Origin of the sequence: Tolypothrix sp. FACHB-123 (assembly GCF_014697075.1) — a bacterium.
Taxonomy (GTDB): Bacteria; Cyanobacteriota; Cyanobacteriia; order Cyanobacteriales; family Nostocaceae; genus Aulosira.
In genome coordinates this window covers 66,467-85,865 of record NZ_JACJRE010000004.1, presented here as the reverse complement: position 1 = coordinate 85,865, position 19,399 = coordinate 66,467, and the positions used below count along the sequence as shown (strand labels likewise).

Sequence of the window (19,399 nt, the reverse complement as noted above, 5' to 3'; positions counted from 1 at the left end):
TTCCTCATCCCCTATTTCCTGTTCTCGATCCTTTATCGCTTTTACGCTTGACGCCTTTTTCTGTTAATGAAACACTCCCAATACCTTGAAGAATTCCCCGACCAATTAAACCTAACCCTCGTCCAATAACTTGAGTGAGAACAAAAACAATTCCACTGCCAACAATACCTAAGAGTGATTGAATTTGAGGTGCGATCGCATCACGGAATTCTAATACCAAAGTTACCACCAAAGGGATATTTGCTAGTTGTGCTAACTCTTGAGCGCGGGGTGCATAAATTGAGGTTTTTGCAATCCCACGCGGTGCGAAAACAAATATTTCATAACGGCTTTCAAAAATTGCCTTTGGCTCATTTACATAATTATTTAATCGATATTTCCATGATAAATTATTCCTAAATCTTTCAATTTCTCTCGTGGAAATCAACCGCTGATCGTAATATCCTTGTTTAACTACTTCTAAATCTGCAAAAGAATTGAGTAGCGGCTGTACTACTCCATTAGCTACCTGAATTAACAAATTTTCTACAATTATTAATGCTTGTGAATGGGCTTCTGGGCTACCTGCTGGGTAAGAATTATTATCAATTTGTAAATCATTTTGAAATAGTAAATGGGCAAATAACTCTATTATCAAAGGAATTTTATTGAGAATTTCTTTTTGAATAATTTCAATATTTTGTAGTAAAAAATTGACAATTTCCAAAGAGCGATCGCCTATTTGCACCCGCGTAAATTTACCAAAAAAATCTGTCAGGCTCACTTGCCATAAATCACGTAATATTGTTTCCTTTAAATCATATAATTTATCATAGGAAATTTGCGCTGCCCTGAGGTCATCTAATTGTTGCGCCAGCTTTTGTAAAATCAGATAAAGTAATTCTCGCTTTTTATCTTCGCGCAAAATATCTATTTCTAAAGGAATCTCGGTGACATTGACTAAAGGCAATTGCAACTTACTAATACAAGCTGAAAATAAATTAGATTGCAATGCCCTGGGGCTAAGTAAAGGTGGTACAGTTCGTAACTGTTCTGCGTCCAATGGAGTAATGGCACTAATTGCAGAATTAACTGCTGATGGTAATTGCACAGAAGATGGCATAAATCGCTGTTGTTCTGGTTCCCTTTCGGATTGTGAAACGGACATCCGATTGAGTAACCAACGTGCTGCTAATAATTCTCTACGCCTACCAGCGAGAATTGCTTGCTCCATCAGTGCTAAGCCAGGAACTTGCAATTTTGCTGTCACCTCGCTGAGGCTGGTTTCAATGTAAGTAATTCCTGACAAACGCAAATTATTTCGCAGTTTAGCGAATGGGAGTACCGATTGCTGATTGCTGATTGCTAAATCTTGATTTTTGATTGTTGAATCCTGAGTTTCTAATGCTTCCAACCAAGCAGAACCACCTTGAGCGACTTCTTGCATAATCGCCACTAATTCAGCTACAGGAGTACCTTTAGGACAGTAACCATCTACACCAGCCGCCTTTGCTGCTAACAGTAACCCTGGTTCTGTAACAGCCGTTAAAAGTAATATGGGCAGATAAGGATACAAGGTTTTGAGTTGTCCACAAAGGTGTAAGCCTTGCTGTTGTAACTTAGGGGAACGATGATTAACTAATTCCAAGACCACTAAATTTACTTGGTTTGGATCTTGTTTGGCTAGTTCTGCTAAAACTTGTAAAGCAGCGGTATCTGTTTCTACTTCAGCTACTATGAGCAAATTTGGCATTTCCACCAATGCTACCCGCAGCCCTAAACGAAAAATTGGGTCTTGATCAACTAATAATAATCTCAGAGGGCGATCGCTCATAGTTTGCTTAAAAACAGAAACCTGTTCTTCCCCAGCTAGACAACAACCTTGACACTCCTCATTGTCACCGAATTTGAGATTGTAAATTTTTGATTTTCAATTGGAAATTCAAAACAGAGAATTAAAAATTGCTGATTCACCCCTATACATTCAAGTCAGGGATCAATCTCAAATCCACAATCGAGTCAGCAAAAAATAAATGACGCTTATCTCCCTAAATTCTCTTTATGGACACAAACGTCTATCTGATTTTTATGAAAATTCCCACAGCTAAAATACTTATAGGGTAGCAACTACCGTCAGACTAGCGTTGTGTCAACGCATAGCATAACGCACCAATACACCTCAACAATTCAAGATGCCATTTACCTCAATTGTGACAATCAACTTGCTTGGGTGTTGCGGTAACCATAAAAATTAATACTGTAATCAGTAATCCTCACTCCAGTTTGCTGTTCAACTTGACGGATAAATTCTTCTGGTAGTTCTATATGAACATCGAGAATTTGATTCGTATCCAAACAGTTGACATGACTATGAGAATCACTGATGTTACCGTATAAACGCCCGTCACAACGTTCAATACACTCAATGATACCTTGACTGGATAACGCTTCTAAGTTTTGATAGACAGAAGTATGCCCGATATCTTTACCTTGTTGGTTCAGGCGATCGTAAATTTCTCTAGCAGATAGATGTTCGTTAGCTTGCCAAAGCAATTCGAGAATAAAGCGACGCTGGCGACTAACACGCATTCCTAGCAACTGACACTGCTCAAGAGCATCTTCTAAAGAACGAATTGGTTTTGTAGTTACTGCTTGTTTTGGCATATTTTTAAGTTTGTTAACTGTTGGGGTAATTTTCCCCATTTAAGGTAAATTGATTATTCTTACTTATATGCGAGGACTTTACTACTTTTGATCTTGAGTGTGTAGTTGCTGTTAATCGCTGGGGTAATTACAAGTCAAGCTGAAGATTGTTTATTTGTTGAGGTCGTTTTGCTCTTCCTAATCTAAAACAAACTCATTACAACTTTAGCTTAAATAGGTTGGTAATGTCCACCTAAGGTCTGATGTGTTGCGCGTGCAGAGTAAACATCTGTTAAGTAGGAGATCTGCTAGAAATCTCTATGCCAACAAACCCTAACATGTAACCAGGCAAATATAGGAAACATAGGATACTCGTACCAACCTACATAAGATAGCCTTGTCGGCTGCTGTCTCTGCATAGGAACTAACGCAAGCATGACAAACATCAAAACTTTGAATTTATCCTCAGCGGCTCTAACCATTTTGGTTAAGATTAAAGTCCTGAATAGGAGCCTCGCCTCAAAGAATATGCCTGTTATTGACTTCCAAGTCAAAAAATATTTCATTGCTATTGTTGACTGTTGATGGTTAACACTTCGAGTGAGCTTCAGTGCGGCGCAGTTAACAATCAACCCAAGGTAAATACAGTAATTATTATTAGTAAGTTATTTTAGATACCTAATATTTAATTAAAAATAACCGTACAAAATCCTACAGTCTAGAATTTCTTAAACATTGGCTATTGACTATTGACTATTGACCATGTATTAGTACTAAACATTTTGATATTAGTTTCCTAAAAATCAAATTGCATGATACTCTCCGGAAAATAAACTAATTACTCTACACAAAGAAAATAATTTTTTCGGCATAGCATCTCAAATCGAAAATCGTAATGTAATTAACACGGAAACCATTGGCAAAATCCGCAAAATTTCCGCATATTCACGTATTAACATAACTTCCGCATATTTACATAATGTCTAACAGGTAAATACAGAAAGCAGGAATTGAACTTATTAATAAATCAGTTAGCCGCGCTTTCAGTATTTACTGTGTAATTTTTATGGAGTAACTAACTATATCAAAAAAATTACAATGGACAGATGTATGCACGCAGAGTTTATACCTTGGAAGTATGAATAATTAAAGCGTGATTGTTAATGGCATATTCTAAGAGCGAACAGAGAGCAAAGGTAACAAAATTTAGTTTTGAGCTATAGACTAACTATCTTTCCCACAGGAGGACTAGAAGCACAATGAATGCAAGTAACTCTTAAGCAAAGAATTTTTCTTTAAATTTCGGCAAATAGACAAAGACATTATAGGACGCGATATTTTTCGCGTCTTTAATTTTGCCCATAAAAATGGAGGCAAATGTAGCAACGCTACCTAAAAGCTGCTACTGTGGATTCTCGAGCCTACAGTTGAGTATAAAAAAAGTAGCTGCTGAGTCAATGACAATCACGATCGCCATCAATACTGATTCCATTAACCATCTGGATCTGTCGCCCGCCTCAACGGTGATTGAAAAATTATTGCAAGAGGGCGCGATCGCATCCCAAGAACAGCAACTGCGCTTTGATATTAAATACGATTTAGAGCCAGGAGACCCCAGAGAAATTTCCGAGATTCCGGAGGTGCGGCTGTGGTTTGTCCGTCTAGACGCCAGATATCCCTGGCTACCTTTTTTGTTAGATTGGAAAGCAGGCGAGTTTGCCCGCCATACTGCCATGCTTGTACCCCATCAATTTAGCGCTAAAGAAGGTATTCAGTATAATCCTGAAGCCTTAGAAATATTTTTGATGCACAAAATTTTTATTTTAAGTGATTGGCTAAAACAGCAAGATCTCCCCGTGCAATCGCGACTAAAATCTTTAGCGCAAATGCTTGGTTATGAATTAGATGATGCTTTTTTTGAGGCTTTTTAAATCTAGTAAATTGCCAGTGAGGTACAGATAATTCTCAGGGCAAGGCACTGCCTTGCCTCTACTGCTTTACATGCAATATCATGTAATTTTTACTATGGACTATATTTAATTAATCCGACATATCAAACTTAACGCCGTATTAAAAGCAAATTCAACTGCCTTCGATTTACTGGGTAAGGCAGCTTGCCATATCCGATAATCGTTATATGCAATAATTAAGTTAGCAATATCATAAGTCTGAATTGTATTTAGCACTTCATATTGGGCAGATTCAAAATCTGCTAGTGTACCATTTTTGGCTAAAATTTCTTGTGCTGCTTGAATAAATCCATCTAAACTTGCTTGTCTATATTCTTTACCTACATCTTCTGTAAATACAGATGAAGATTTAAAAGCTTTAATTTCCTCTAGCAATAAATAGGCGATTTCATTACCTAATTGATTCTTCCAGTCATAAGGCAGTTGAATATCCAAATATTCGCATTCATTATCTTTATATTTGAGGTATTCGTTAATATCTACAGCAATTTGAGTCAATTTTTGACCTGCTAGGATTTGCTGTAAAGGGCTGGTGTTGGTCTCAATTAAAGTATCGCGGAATATTTTTTCTTCACCTTCTAAACATTCAAATACAAGATACGTCCAAATACCTGACTCACAAGTTTTGTCTGTTTGCGCTTGATAAAAAGTTATAGTTCCGTCTGCTTCATATTCGTAATAAGCATTATGAATGTCAGAAAATTTGCAACCATACAAACGTTGAAAGTGGAGAATTCGTTTAAAAATTCCAGTTATATGATGTGGCTGACTTTCAATCTGAATGTAACGCTTGGGACTGCTAAGAAAGCCATGCAATCGAATCGCCATTTATTTTTCCTTTTGATAGATCAACATAAGTCGTGGTACATGCACCTACCTAAAGACCATAGAGTGACTAAGGAACACTAATTTAGGGCGTTGGATTCACTGATATGCTGAACGAATTTGTTGCTTGAGATAAAATGCGATCGCCCAAAAGCCACGTATCCTCAGTGATTAAGGCTGAGGTTGCTAGTCTTTAGTTTTAACGTAAATATGAGGATTGGAGGAATCCAATTTTTATCTTTCCCAAAAGTTTGGCGAAGCTAACGATGTTTGATAAATTTTTAGAGCCAACGACTTAAAGCAGAATAATTTATTTTTTGGCTTTCCCTTATGTGTAAGCAGATTTTTGAGAATAAACGAAAATAAATATTACTACATAAACTTAAATCCGCTACATTGTAGCGGATTTTATAACATCAACAGATGATTAGTTAGGGGCTAAAGGCTGGTTTAGCCACCCAAAACTTTCTCTAAAATTACTTTGGGTGAAATATCTGCTAATTTACCTGTAGAAGATTTGATTCCCAAGAATTTCTCGCTCTTAGGTAATAGCTGTGCTGGCTCCATATCGGCAAATAAGGCGATAGTATAGGTTTGAACTGCAACACTTAGTTGCAGGGCTATGCTATCAGTAGTCAGCATCAAACTAGCACCACCAACGATCGCAGCCAGCTTACCAACATTACCAGGGGCAGTTACCTTCAGATGATGACAAGATTCCAACAGCGATCGCACAATCTGTTCATCCTCCGCTGTTTGCACGAGGACTATTGGCAAATCTGGCTGCTTTTGTTGAAATTCTTGAATAATTTGCTGCCAGCTATTTGCAGGATAGATGGGCGATAACTGGCTAGAACCAGGATGAATTAACACATAACCTGTCTCATTAACTCCTAAGCGCTGTTGTTCCTTTTGTCCCCACTCAATATCTGGTTTTGGCACATTCACTGTTAATTCTGGACAAGAAGACTGAATCCCCAAGGGTTGTAGCAAGTGATGGTAGAGTTCTGGCAAATATTGAGAAGGGTTGAAAGGTAGAGTTTTGGTGAGAAAAACCGCTCCTTTACCTTGGTAGCCAATTCTCGTGGGAATTCCCGTTAACCAAAGTAAAAGACCGACTAACCAACTTCTACCTATAGTAATGGCGACATCGTACTCGCGATCGCGAATCATGCCCACCAGGTTGCTCCAATCTGCCAAACTATTACGATCTTTGAAATCAAAGTTTATGACTTCGTTAACTGACTTGCTCACCCGGTAGGCAGCCTTTGACCGGGGTTCCACTACGACATCGATCTGCGCATTGGGATAAGAACGCTTCAGATCGTCTAAAGTCGGAAACAAAAGAATTTGCTCGCCAATTCCGCCTGGTACAAGGGCTACTACTCGCATAATATTTATTGACGCTTACTCGCTCCCTATTTTAGGGGAAAATATATAGCCAAAAGATTGAAGAATTCTGTGTATTTACTAATTCCAGCTGCGGGTATAGGACGAAGAATGGGGAGCGATCGCAATAAACTCCTACTCAAAGTGCGATCGCAACCGCTAATTACTTGGACTCTCAAAGCCGCCGAAGCGGCAACTAGCATCACTTGGATTGGGATTATCTCCCAACCCACTGATTGGGATGATTTTCGGGCAATTATCGCTGATTTAAAGCTGACTAAACCCGTGGAATTCATTCAAGGAGGCTATACCAGGCAAGAGTCAGTTTATAATGGCTTGCAGGCGCTACCAGCCGCCGCAGAGCAAGTTTTAATTCACGATGGCGCGAGATGTCTAGCCACACCAGATTTACTTAATGCCTGTGCTGAAGCAATTCGCCACTGTCCGGGTTTAATTGCTGCTATTCCCGTCAAAGATACTATCAAAGTTGTAGATGAACGTGGCATAATCCAAAGTACCCCCGACCGCAGCCAATTATGGGCGGCACAAACTCCTCAAGGATTTGATGTGAAGTTATTAAAAGAATGCCACGCCCAAGGCGTGCGCGAAGGTTGGGAAGTAACTGACGATGCAGCTTTATTTGAAAAGTGTGGTATGGAAGTGCGAATAGTCCCAGGTGAGGAGACTAATTTGAAAGTGACTACTCCCCAAGATTTAGCGATCGCAGAATTTATTCTCAAAAGCAGAGACTAGGGGCTAGGGGCTAGGGAAGGAAGACAAGGGGGACAAGGAATTTTAGATTTTAGATTTGCGATTTTGGATTCCAAATCTAAAATCCAAAATCCAAAATTGTTTCAATGCCCTATGCCCTATGCCCTTGTCAAATCATATTGTCAATGATATAATCCCTCAAACTTCTAACTCCTCTTTGGTCACTTGTCAGTTGCTATTGACTATTGACTATTGACTATTGACTCTGGACTAATGACTACAGCCACAGCGACTAAGATAGAAGCAATTCTCTATTTGAAGGGTAAGCCCTTGTCGCTCGGTGAAATCGCCGAGTATGCCGCGTGCGATCGCGCTACAGTCGAGGAAGGCATAATTGAACTGATGGACGAATATGCCCGCCGCGATAGCGCTTTAGAAGTCGTAGAGACAGCAAATGGTTATAGTTTGCAATTGCGGTCTGATTTTCACGATTTAGTACAAACTCTCATCCCTGTAGAATTGGGCTTAGGTGCATTGCGGACTTTAGCCGCGATCGCCCTTAATAGCCCCATACTGCAAAGCGACTTAATTAACCTGCGTGGTTCAGGAGTATATCAACACGTTCCCGAACTAGTGGAACTTGGTTTTGTCAAAAAACGCCGAGACAGCGATTCTCGGTCTTATTCGTTACAAGTCACGCCGAAATTTCATCAGTATTTTCAAATCGAGCAACTGCCTCAAATATTAGCCACAAATCAAAAAGAACAACAATTAGAGCTAAATTTAGAACTGGAAGCCGAGGCAGTAGCAGAATAATTTGTGTGGTTGTGAGGTATATTTTTGACATTGGGCATTGGGCATTTCTGAGATTTTGAGTTTTGAATTTTTTCCCCCTGCTCCCTGCTCCTCTGCCCAATTCAGCCTACCCCAAGATAGAGCTGAGGGCTTATACCCGTGGGGAATGCACTACCCTTGTACTATGGTTTAGAGTAGAATCAGCAACTAAGCTACAAAACACTGCCAATGGAGTTTAATCCTGACTTTCTTAATGACAACTCTGAGGAACAAGCCAATCAGCTTCTAAACGACTACTTTGAGGAAAATCCCAATCAGCTGCTGAAATACCTACAGCATCAGTCGCCTGAAGTTTTAGCTCGCGTTGCCCAGTCCGTAAGCCCCGAAATTAAGCAAATTATTTCGCAAAACGTCCAAGGACTCGTGGGAATGCTACCCCCAGAAAATTTCAACGTGCAAATCACAACTGATCGGGAAAACCTAGCGGGTCTTTTAGCATCAGCAATGATGACAGGCTATTTCCTACGCCAGATGGAACAGAGGATGCAGTTAGATCATTTGTCTAATCAATAGACAAGAGTCAGTTGTTAGTTGTCAACAGTTAACTGTTAACTGTTAACTGTCAACATTGTGTCTCTCTTGTCCTCTCACATCCTCCTAGTTACTTTTTCTGAGGATAAGCCCCTGATTGCACTTTGAATGTTTGGGTTTTGCCGTTGCGGTTGACTTCGATTTCTAGGATGTCGCCCACGGAACTCGACTCGACTAGCCTCTGCACTTGGGCCGAGGTTTTAACTGGCTTGCCGTTAATTTTTTGAATTACGTCGCCAGGAAGTAGTCCTGCTTGTTTGGCAGGGGAATCGTCTAGGGTACCTTTAATGACAACACCAGCATCTTGCTGGATATTAAGCTGATTTTCTTGATTAATCTGCTGCTTTTTCGTGGGAGTTAAATCGGTCATTTCCACGCCCAAAAAAGGATGTTCGACACGCCCTTTGGTAAAAAGTTCATTCGCAATCCTTGCAGCAGTTTCAATGGGAATAGCAAAACCAAGACCTTGAGCATCAGCCCGAATCGCAGTATTAACACCAATCACCTCTCCTTGGGCGTTGAGCAAAGGGCCGCCAGAGTTACCAGGGTTAATTGCTGCGTCAGTTTGAATAAAGCTAACTCGCTTTTCGGGAACGCCAACTTGAGCGCTAGTGCGATCGGTAGCGCTGATAATGCCAATTGTCACAGTATTATCTAAACCCAAAGGATTACCAATTGCGATCGCCCACTGACCGGGAATCAAGTTTTGCGAAGTCCCTAGCTTGACAGTAGGTAATTTACTCGCAGGAATTTTCACCACAGCCACATCAGTTACCGGATCAACCCCTAAAACCTTACCCTCAAATGTCCGACCATCCTTGAGGGTAACTTGTACTGTGTCTGTATCAGCCACTACGTGAGCATTAGTTAATAATTCGCCGTTAGCACTTAAGATAAATCCTGACCCCGTACCGCGTTCAATTCGTTCTTCTGGCATTGGTTGCTCATCTTCACCAAAAAATCGCCGTAGTAGCGGATTTTTTAAAGCATCAGAAATCGGATTGGCGACTTTACGGGTAGCATTAATTCGCACCACAGCCGGGCCGACTTTTTGCACAGCCGTAGCAATAAAATTCACATTATCGCCCCCAGTCGCGCCTATTGACCCTGTAACCGGACTAGGTGCTACGGATTCTGGAGGTAAAGCTGCTGTAACATTTTTTAATTCCTGAAAAGAGTAACGTTTTGGCAGGAAATAACGACTACCTAACAAACCTGCACCACCACCAATTAACAGTAAAGATATATAGACAGCCAGTTGCTTTACGGATAACTTCATAATAATTTCACTCTCAGGACAGCAATGCAGTTGCTAATTTCTAAGTTTAGTCAAGCAGACAGCAAGTGGACAGATCAACTTGAAACAACAGTAAAGAAAGACTCGGTAGATATTAAGTAATTTTAATTTCTCGCGATCGCCCTTCATCAAAGTTATGGGGAACTACTAGCCCCCTATCCACTTCTACTCCCCAGTACCTAATTTAAAATTTAAAATTGACCCTCTCTTTCCTGGTATACATGACTCGTCCCTACCGTCTAGTGTTTATCTGTGGTTTAATCAGCACTTTGGGGCTAGGATTTATACTCTCAGGCGGGCAAAGTGCTAAGGCTGGTGTAGAGAGTTGCCCGACTCCTGCCCTATCTCGGTTCCAGCGCCATGTAGTTGCTCGTGGCGAAACGCTAGAGAGTATAGCCCAACGCTATAATCTCAATCCGGCAACTATTATCAGTATGAATCCTAATGTGAAAAACGGCACTGTAACTGTTGGTAGCGAACTTCAGATTGCTCCATACAATGGAATTGTTGTAGAAGTGCCTCAAGGTCAAACTTGGCGACAGGTAGCAGCTAAGTATAAAGTTCGTGCTGACGCCATGTTTGAAATTAATGGTTGTCAACAAAATCCTACAATTGTCTTTGTTCCTGGGGTAAATGGTTCCTCAAATCGCGTTCTCACTACTCCTCCCCCATCGAATCAGCAGCCTAGCCAAATCAGTGGCTATCCTTTACCAGCCGTTACTACTGTGGCGTTACCTTATGGCTGGCAAATTAATCCTAATTCTGGTGAAGTCTTTTTCCATAGTGGGATAGACTTGTTTGCAGCTGTAGGTACACCCGTGCAAGCGATCGCACCTGGAACCGTCGCCTTTGCCCGCGAACAGGGTAGTTATGGCAAGTTAGTCATCATCAATCATAGTGGCGGACTCCAAAGCCGTTACGCCCATCTCGACAGTATCAAGGTAACTGCTGGTCAGCAAGTCAACAAAGGAGACTTGTTAGGAAGCGTTGGTACTACTGGACAACCTACCGCAAAACAACCTCACCTACATTTTGAAATGCGATCTAGTTCATCTGTTGGTTGGGTGGCTCAAGATCCAAAAGCTTATTTAAAGAAATAAGATTTATATCAATTTGTAATAAAATTGCGACAGAGTTATAGGGCAATACAGTTCAGTTAGCGCCAAAAATATTAAGCTGCGTAGGTTGGGTTGAGGAACGAAACCCAACATTTCCAGGAGTTTGTTGGGTTTCACTTCGTTCAACCCAACCTACAATTATCCTTAACTGAACCGTATTGAGTTATAGGGACACAACAATGTTGTGTCCTGCAAGATAATTTATCTATTAAAGACAGAATTAAAAGTTATTACTAACTCTTAATTCATAGATAAATATCTAACTAATTTAATTCAGAATTAATTGCATAACTTCGGTAGATTTGACAACATGCATTCCGGCTGCGGCAAACCGATTAAAGGCTGCATCAGCTTTTTCTGTGTAGTCAATAACCCCAGGAACAACCACAGGAGAAGTACAATCTTCTAACAGATAAACTTTTTTAGTTAAGTTAACATCTACTTGTTGAATTTCTGTTAATAGATCGTCAATTGTCCAGGCAACACAATGACTTTTAGCTTGTCCACCAATAATGACAGCGTCAAACTCTAACAGTTGCTGAATTAAAGCTGTATTTTTGTGAGCCAGCGGATTTTTATCAAAACCTATTAATACTTCTGGACGTAAGATCGAATAATTTTCTGTTAAGGGATTATCGCCCTTAATTTCAAATTGAGTTTGACTTTGACGGGCAATACAATGAAAGAAAATTGCTTCCTCTACTGCGGAGACTAAAGCATGACCAATACCCCCTAATATAGAATGATAAGGCCACACAGTCAGGGGATATTTACCATCTTGACTAAGCTGTTTAACATAGTGATAAGCATGTTTTGCTAATAATTCATAATCGCCGCGAGTAATACTGTTAGCAACTGCGGGGTTAACTTGCCAAATACCTTGTTCTATATCTTTTGGGGTAATACTTGTCGCTGCTGCTATTGGATGTTCGCCAGATGAATTTATCCAGAAAATTGGATGAAAAATTTGCATTGCTGTGTGCGTATCCATCGTTGGTGTAATTGTTGTAATTACCCCTAAATGCCGATAAATAAATTCACACAAACGCCGATTATCTTCTACTGCACCTTTACCGGATTCACCACCTACAAATAATTCAAATTCAGGGATACAAAAAGTATTTTGAACATCTATTAAAAGTAAACAAATCCGGTGATTATCAACAGATGCTGGGGAAATTTGATGTTGTTTTGCCCATACTTCAGCTTGGGCTGCAATTTCTTGGTAGGGTACACGCCAAACTTCGCCTACTTTATCGGGGTGAAAGTGTGGCGGAATTGGGAGTAGGCTGGTGGTTTGAGTATTCATATTGAGATGAGATTAAGGTAACAATTTTGGAAAGCGGCCTATTTCTATGGTGAAACAAACTAGCCGCAACATCTCCAACAACAAAAGCGATCGCTGTTTTAACTTACCGAGCTTTGATTAACTAACTTTGATTGTATAGAAATTTTAACTCAGTATAAATACAAGTAAATTTATTGTATGATTTTTGTTCTCATTTTAGGCTTTTAATTTGATTAAGTCAGCTAAAAACCTTGTGATATTAAGTTTTTCTAAAAATTGATATCCTCAGTAATTTTACTGAAACATATTTATGATTCAGCGCATAAACTCGTGTAAGTGAAAATTGCAATCTATAAGTTTTCACTAATATTTGAGAGTCAGACTGTCAAAAATATCGCAACAATAACTGATTCTCAATAGGTTATTCAACTCAACAAATCAGAGAAATAATATGCAAGCAGCTGAAAATCAGAGCAAAATCCTAGGTAAATCTGATGAATGGGTATTGAGTAATGCAGAGTTTCAACAACTTGCAGGAGAACTACTCAAACAAGGATTAATTGCTCATTATCCATTTAATGGTAATGCACAGGATACCAGCGGTCATAGCTTACATGGAACTGTTTACGGCGCTACACTCACCAGCGATAGATTTGGTAATCCTAACAATGCTTATCAATTTGATGGGATTGATGACTATATTGAAATTGCCCATAATGATCTACTAAACCTAACTGAAAATTTCACTATTTCTCTGTGGATTAAACAAGCAGAAGACAACACATCAAGAGGATACAGACTGGTTGATAAAACAACGGCTGGTGTGAACGATGGTTATAATTTCGACACCTATGACGGCAGCACTGGCAGAAAATTGCGTCTCACTGGAGGGCAGCAAAATGTTTCTGCTAGTACTGTATTTTCTTTAAATGAATGGCATCATGTAGCCGTAGTTTTCTCTAAAGGTGTATCAACATTTTATTTAGATGGTCGTCTTGATGGTACCGGAAAACATAATAGTGAAGCCATCAAAACTAATTCCTTAACACTACGAATTGGTGCTGCACACGGCTCAAATACTGAGTTTTTCAAAGGTGTTATTGATGATGTGCGGATTTATAATCGCCCATTGTCTGAGGCAAATATCAAAGACATTTATGATTTTCCTGCGGCACTGCGGCAACATATCCTCAACTTTGATGGTCAGGATGATTATGTTTCTTTACCAGGGACAAACATCGATTATTCTCAGGGATTTACAGTAGAAGCATGGGTACGATACAACAGCTTTAAACATTGGTCGAGAATCATTGATTTTGGCAATGGAGCCGGAAAAAATAATATTGTTTTTGCTAATCCCGGCACAACCAAACAAATAGCAATTGATGTCAAAACTAGTGCTGGAGAAAAACGAGTGACCAGCGCTGAAGTGCTAGAAACCGGGAAATGGATGCACTTAGCTGCAACTATTGATAAGTCTGGGGTTGGCAAACTTTACAAAAATGGTCAATTAATCCAAAGTGGACAGCTACAACTTCCAGAGACAATTAACCGGACACAAAACTACATCGGTAAAAGTAACTGGTCAAATGATGGTTACTTTGATGGTCAAATGTCCGAAGTTAGGGTCTGGAATATTGCTCGCAGCCAAGAACAAATTCAACAGCAAATGCATAGCCGACTCATAGGAAATGAAGTTAGTCTAGTTGGTTATTGGCCTTTAAATGAAGGTTTTGGTACTACAGTTATTGACAAAACTGGTTGCGGTCAAAACGGTACAATTCATAGTGCCACTTGGCAACAACAGCTAATCCCTATCAAACCGTCTCAACCAATAAATCTACTCACGAATAGCAGAATCAAGCTGAAATCTTGGAAGGGAGATTATTTACATCGCCCTGACACAGCACAAGATGTCACTAGCTGGAATACAGGTATTGGTAATGAGTGGATTGTAGAATTAATTGGCGACAACAAAATTAAACTCAAGTCCTGGAAAGGAGATTATCTACATCGTCCTGACACAGCACAAGGTGTCACCACCTGGAATACAGGTATCGGTAATGAGTGGATTGTCGAGTTCATTGGCGACAACAAAATTAAGCTGAAATCTTGGAAAGGAGATTATTTACATCGTCCTGATACAGCACAGGGTGTCACCACTTGGCACACAGGTATCGGTAACGAGTGGATGCTAGAAGTCATATCTAATGGGAACGCAGAAGCAGCGCTGGTAAAACAAGGGCCAAAAGGCGGCTCAATCGCAGCCAAAGATTTTGAATTTCTGCCCAAAAATAACTCTCCTAAATCGCGAATCAAAACTGTATCCATGATGGTAGCTTGGGCTATTGGTACACTCCAGGTTGAATATGAAGATGTCGCTTCTAGTCCAGCAGAAATCTACAGCACAACTTCTGTCGGTAGTGGTGGAGGTAACAAGGTGCAAGTATCCTTAGCACCTGGAGATTACATTACTAAAATTACGGGTAGCTGGGGGAGACAAGCACCAGGGTATCCCAAAGAAGAAATTATTACTCTTCAGTTTGAAACCCAAAAAGGAGTCAAGTCTGAAGTATTTGGTGGCGGAAGTGGTAAGCAAGAAGTCGAACCCTTTGTTTTAGAAGCGCCTGAGGGTCATGAAATTATCGGCTTTTTCGGTGCTCATGGCGGCCCGCAAGATTTATTAATTCGTTTAGGGGTTTATAGCCGACCTGTTCAGGTAATCTCTACTCCGTCTCAACCACAACCACAAACACCAACTGCGGACACAGAAACAGAACCAGAACCAACCGCTGTGGCTACAGGTGATGTATTCATTTCCCAGATTTTGTACAAAGGCAAGATTAAGCGAACTCAAGACGACGAATATATCGAGATTACCAACAAAGGAACTACACCAGCAGATTTGTCAGGTTGGCGAGTCACTTCTGCTGGTAGCAATAAGCAAGTGTTCACTTTTAGCAAAGGGACTTTGTTACAGCCCGGTAAGAGTTTCCGTGTCTATAGCAATCAGGTTCACCCAGAATCAGGTGGTTTCAGTTTTGGTAGTTCGACAGCTCTTTGGAAAGATTCAGGGGATGAAGGCAAACTTTTTGATGCTCAGGGTAATAATGTTTCTACCTGGGCTTATGGTACTAACAGTATCGCCGGTATTAAAGCTGAATTAGGCGTACCCCAATTAGTTGTTGAAGCTAGCCCCAGTGCCATTATTAGACAAACTGCTTTGGGTGGTAAGGTAACATTTACAGAAGCCTTAAAACTAGCACTCCGCAGCTTTCTTGAAGATGAGAATGATATCGGCAGTCCTTTAAGTTTAATGCTAGGCAATCCAGGTGGTTATGATGGTTTACCGCCGAATGCAGATAAAGCAACAACGATGGAAGTGTTGCGTTCTTATGTAAATCAACCCAATGCCAAAATTATTTTGTACTCAGCAAAGAGGGGACATGAGCTAGAAGGAGGTGAAACTACCGAAACTAGCTGGATTTTTGAGCTGATTGCCGATCAAATAAATAGTGAGCAACATTGGGCAATTGTTGATCGAGCAGGTGAAAAAGCTCCTTACAACTACTGTGTTGGTTAGATACTGCAAATAGGTCAGAAATTATCAGGCGATCGCATTATGTGTGAGTGCGATCGCTTTTTATATACGATTCTCTTTCTCCCACTTTTAGTAGTATATTTGTATTCTTTTAATTAATGATTAATTTATCTTTAAATCAACTAAACGATCGGAACTTCACTATTGAAAATTCATCATATTTATTCACTGATTTAAACTCTAGCGATCGAGTTGGTTAATTATATACTCAAGAAATACCGTAGTAATTAAAGCTGCGCCTTAATGCATCTCATAGATAAAGCTTATGAAAGCTGATTTGATAAAATAATTGCGATTAATGATAGCATTGATCACTCAGTAACAGAGCGATCGCCAACTAGTAAAAAAGCTCGGTAAATCCTCTATTTTCCGTTGAGATAAAAATCGATAAATCTTCTTTATTTCTGCTTCTGTCTCTCTTTCTTATTTTTTTACTACCGCGTTGACTAAAATCGCCCCAACTGTGGCAATCTGAAAAACAGAGAACTTGAAATTTGATATTTTCGCTACAGCAAATTTACCTAATGAGGTTATGCAAACTCTGCCCACAGTTACAACTGTAAACACCACATCTAGCGAACTCACCTTTGATACAACAATCAAGCGCCGTAAAACCCGTCCGGTAAAGGTGGGAAATGTCACCATTGGTGGTGGCTACCCTGTAGTAGTCCAGTCAATGATTAATGAAGACACGCTAGACATCGATGGTTCTGTAGCAGCTATTCGTCGTCTACACGAGATTGGCTGCGAAATTGTCCGCGTTACTGTGCCCAGTATGGCCCATGCCAAAGCTTTAGCGGAAATTAAACAAAAACTCATTAAAACCTACAAAGACGTACCCATCGTTGCTGATGTGCATCACAACGGTATGAAAATTGCTTTGGAAGTTGCCAAGCACATTGAGAAAGTACGCATTAATCCCGGTTTGTATGTGTTTGAAAAGCCAAATGCCAATAGAAGTGAATATACCAAAGCAGAATTTGATGAAATTGGCGAAAAAATCCGCGAAACCTTAGAACCTTTAGTGGTCTCCTTAAGAGATCAAGGTAAAGCCATGCGCATCGGGGTAAATCATGGTTCTCTAGCAGAGAGAATGTTATTTACCTACGGCGATACCCCAGAGGGGATGGTGGAATCAGCTTTAGAATTCATCCGCATTTGTGAATCGCTAAATTTCCACAATTTAGTAATTTCCATGAAAGCCTCCCGCGTACCAGTCATGGTAGCTGCCTATCGTCTCATGGCCAAGCGCATGGATGAGTTTGGTATGGAATATCCCCTACATTTGGGTGTCACAGAAGCAGGGGATGGAGAATATGGGCGGATTAAATCTACTGCTGGTATTGCCACATTACTCGCTGATGGCATTGGCGATACAATCCGTGTCTCGCTAACAGAAGCACCAGAAAAAGAAATCCCCGTCTGCTATAGCATTCTCCAAGCTTTGGGATTGCGGAAAACAATGGTGGAATACGTCGCTTGTCCTTCCTGTGGACGTACCTTATTTAATCTCGAAGAAGTACTGCACAAAGTTCGAGAAGCAACTAAGCACTTAACAGGGTTGGACATAGCAGTGATGGGTTGTATTGTAAATGGCCCTGGAGAAATGGCAGATGCGGACTATGGCTATGTAGGCAAAACTCCCGGTTATATTTCTTTATATCGTGGTAGAGAAGAAATTAAAAAAGTCCCAGAAGACCAGGGTGTAGAGGAATTAATTAACCTCATCAAGTCTGATGGACGCTGGGTAGATCCTTAAGATTTTAATAATGGCGACCACAATGGTCGCCGGATTGCCAAGTATTTTGCTGTAATAAGAATACATGCTCCTCTGTTACAGTGATACCCTGTGTTAGATTGAGCATACTGACTATACAAAATTTTCCTCTGGCGCAGCTGTCATTATGGTGATTACAAAAAGTAGGCTGGTTTTGGGTGCTACGGCAGTGACGCTCTCAACTATTGCTATTACAAGCCTTGGCATTCACTCACGAGGTCAGGCTTTAAATAACAGTCCCAAGGAATTGATAGATGAGGTTTGGCAAGTAGTTCAGCGCCAATACGTAGACGCTACTTTTAATCAAGTAGATTGGCAAGCTGTACGCAAAGAGTATTTAAATAAAAATTACAGTAGTAAGAAGGAAGCATATAAGTCCATCCGGGAAATGCTGAAGAAGCTAGACGATCCCTACACCCGGTTTATGGACCCGGAAGAATTTAAAAATATGCAAGTTGATACCTCTGGAGAACTCACAGGTATCGGTATCACAATTAGTCAAGATGAAAAAACCAAACAGCTGGTTGTGATTGCCCCAATTGAGGATACTCCAGCATTTAAAGCTGGGATTTTAGCCAAAGATGAAATTCTCCAAATTGACGGCAAAAGTACTAAGGGAATGGATACTAACCAAGCTGTATCCTTAATTCGCGGTGAAGCCGGAACCAAGGTAAAACTGACGATTCGGCGCAGCGGACAAACCAAAGAGTTTGAAATCCAACGAGCACGGATTGAAATCCATCCAGTTAAATTCTCCGAAAAACAAACCCCAGCAGGCAATGTTGGTTACATTCGGCTGAATCAATTCAGCGCTAATGCTGGCAAGGAAATGCAAAGTGCCATCAAAAATTTAGAATCCAAACAAGTTGTTGGTTACATCTTGGATCTACGTGGTAATCCAGGTGGCTTACTCTTCTCCAGTGTAGAAATTGCCCGCATGTGGTTAGATAAAGGTACAATCGTCTCCACTATTGACCGCCAAGGCGAACAAGAACGGGAAGTTGCTAACGGACGTGCTTTGACAAATAAGCCGTTGGTAATTTTAGTTGATAAAGGTTCAGCTAGTGCGAGTGAAATTCTCTCTGGTGCTTTGCAAGATAACAAACGCGCTACTTTAGTAGGAACGCAAACTTTTGGTAAAGGCTTAGTACAATCAGTCCGTCCACTCGAAGATGGCTCCGGATTAGCAGTAACAATTGCTAAATATCATACTCCCAGCGGTAAAGATATTAATAAGCATGGAATCGATCCTGATGTTAAGGTCGAGTTGAGCGATGCTCAAAGACAAGAGTTATGGCTCAACGAGCGAGATAAACTGGCAACACAAGAAGATCCTCAATTTGCTAAAGCAGTGGAAGTATTAGGCAAGCAAATTACCGCTCAGAGTACGACTACAACTGGAAAAAATTAAAAAT

Annotated in this window: 14 protein-coding genes; 8 read left to right on the top strand and 6 right to left on the bottom strand. The window is 40.4% G+C overall.

Going from position 1 to position 19,399, the window contains the following annotated elements:
* Positions 1 to 4: 4 nt before the first annotated feature.
* Together H6G41_RS04175 and H6G41_RS04170 are read right to left on the bottom strand one after the other, a co-directional pair.
* Entirely contained in the window at positions 5 to 1,813 is a 1,809-nt protein-coding gene (locus tag H6G41_RS04175; protein ID WP_190743878.1) for a DUF3685 domain-containing protein, read from the bottom strand.
* A 383-nt stretch (positions 1,814 to 2,196) separates the two neighbouring features.
* A complete protein-coding gene (locus H6G41_RS04170) occupies positions 2,197 to 2,643 on the bottom strand; it encodes a Fur family transcriptional regulator (RefSeq protein ID WP_190743876.1) in 447 nt (148 codons plus the stop codon).
* Positions 2,644 to 4,079: 1,436 nt separating this feature from the next.
* On the opposite strand from H6G41_RS04170, the gene H6G41_RS04165 reads away from it, so the two are divergent.
* A complete protein-coding gene (locus tag H6G41_RS04165) occupies positions 4,080 to 4,553 on the top strand; it encodes a CRR6 family NdhI maturation factor (RefSeq protein WP_190744099.1) in 474 nt (157 codons plus the stop codon).
* Positions 4,554 to 4,658: 105 nt separating this feature from the next.
* Here the strand turns inward: H6G41_RS04165 and H6G41_RS04160 are convergent, their stop codons facing one another.
* Positions 4,659 to 5,420 carry a hypothetical protein gene (locus tag H6G41_RS04160; protein ID WP_190743874.1) on the bottom strand — a complete coding sequence of 254 codons (762 nt, stop codon included), beginning with the start codon at positions 5,418 to 5,420 and terminating at the stop codon, positions 4,659 to 4,661.
* Positions 5,421 to 5,867: 447 nt separating this feature from the next.
* A complete protein-coding gene (locus tag H6G41_RS04155; protein WP_190743872.1) occupies positions 5,868 to 6,809 on the bottom strand; it encodes a glycosyltransferase family 9 protein in 942 nt (313 codons plus the stop codon).
* Between the two features lie 69 nt (positions 6,810 to 6,878).
* Here H6G41_RS04155 and ispD point away from each other — a divergent pair, with 69 nt between their 5' ends.
* The 3 genes from ispD (at position 6,879) to H6G41_RS04140 (ending at position 8,885) form a co-directional block, all read left to right on the top strand.
* The gene (ispD, locus tag H6G41_RS04150; protein ID WP_190743869.1) at positions 6,879 to 7,559 is read left to right on the top strand and encodes a 2-C-methyl-D-erythritol 4-phosphate cytidylyltransferase; all 681 of its coding nucleotides are present in this window, start codon (positions 6,879 to 6,881) and stop codon (positions 7,557 to 7,559) included.
* 231 nt (positions 7,560 to 7,790) lie between these two features.
* Positions 7,791 to 8,333: an SMC-Scp complex subunit ScpB gene (gene scpB / locus H6G41_RS04145; protein ID WP_190743867.1), complete on the top strand. Its 543-nt coding sequence runs from the start codon at positions 7,791 to 7,793 to the stop codon at positions 8,331 to 8,333.
* 207 nt (positions 8,334 to 8,540) lie between these two features.
* The gene (locus H6G41_RS04140) at positions 8,541 to 8,885 is read left to right on the top strand and encodes a DUF760 domain-containing protein (RefSeq protein ID WP_096644047.1); all 345 of its coding nucleotides are present in this window, start codon (positions 8,541 to 8,543) and stop codon (positions 8,883 to 8,885) included.
* A gap of 88 nt (positions 8,886 to 8,973) precedes the next feature.
* On the opposite strand, the gene H6G41_RS04135 is transcribed toward H6G41_RS04140, so the two are convergent.
* Complete coding sequence (locus tag H6G41_RS04135) at positions 8,974 to 10,182, bottom strand: HhoA/HhoB/HtrA family serine endopeptidase (protein ID WP_190743865.1); 1,209 nt, start codon at positions 10,180 to 10,182, stop codon at positions 8,974 to 8,976.
* 239 nt (positions 10,183 to 10,421) lie between these two features.
* On the opposite strand from H6G41_RS04135, the gene H6G41_RS04130 reads away from it, so the two are divergent.
* Positions 10,422 to 11,300 (top strand): M23 family metallopeptidase, encoded by an 879-nt coding sequence (locus H6G41_RS04130; protein WP_190743863.1) that lies wholly within the window; start codon positions 10,422 to 10,424, stop codon positions 11,298 to 11,300.
* Positions 11,301 to 11,586: 286 nt separating this feature from the next.
* Here the strand turns inward: H6G41_RS04130 and H6G41_RS04125 are convergent, their stop codons facing one another.
* Positions 11,587 to 12,627: an isochorismatase gene (locus tag H6G41_RS04125; protein ID WP_190743861.1), complete on the bottom strand. Its 1,041-nt coding sequence runs from the start codon at positions 12,625 to 12,627 to the stop codon at positions 11,587 to 11,589.
* Between the two features lie 430 nt (positions 12,628 to 13,057).
* Between H6G41_RS04125 and H6G41_RS34575 the strand changes: the two genes are divergently transcribed.
* From H6G41_RS34575 to ctpC, 3 genes are all read left to right on the top strand, one after another.
* Positions 13,058 to 16,189 (top strand): LamG-like jellyroll fold domain-containing protein, encoded by a 3,132-nt coding sequence (locus H6G41_RS34575; RefSeq protein ID WP_199316029.1) that lies wholly within the window; start codon positions 13,058 to 13,060, stop codon positions 16,187 to 16,189.
* Between the two features lie 550 nt (positions 16,190 to 16,739).
* Positions 16,740 to 17,966: a (E)-4-hydroxy-3-methylbut-2-enyl-diphosphate synthase gene (gene ispG / locus H6G41_RS04100; protein ID WP_190743859.1), complete on the top strand. Its 1,227-nt coding sequence runs from the start codon at positions 16,740 to 16,742 to the stop codon at positions 17,964 to 17,966.
* 145 nt (positions 17,967 to 18,111) lie between these two features.
* Positions 18,112 to 19,395 (top strand): carboxyl-terminal processing protease CtpC, encoded by a 1,284-nt coding sequence (ctpC, locus tag H6G41_RS04095; RefSeq protein ID WP_190743857.1) that lies wholly within the window; start codon positions 18,112 to 18,114, stop codon positions 19,393 to 19,395.
* The last annotated feature ends 4 nt before the right edge of the window (positions 19,396 to 19,399 follow it).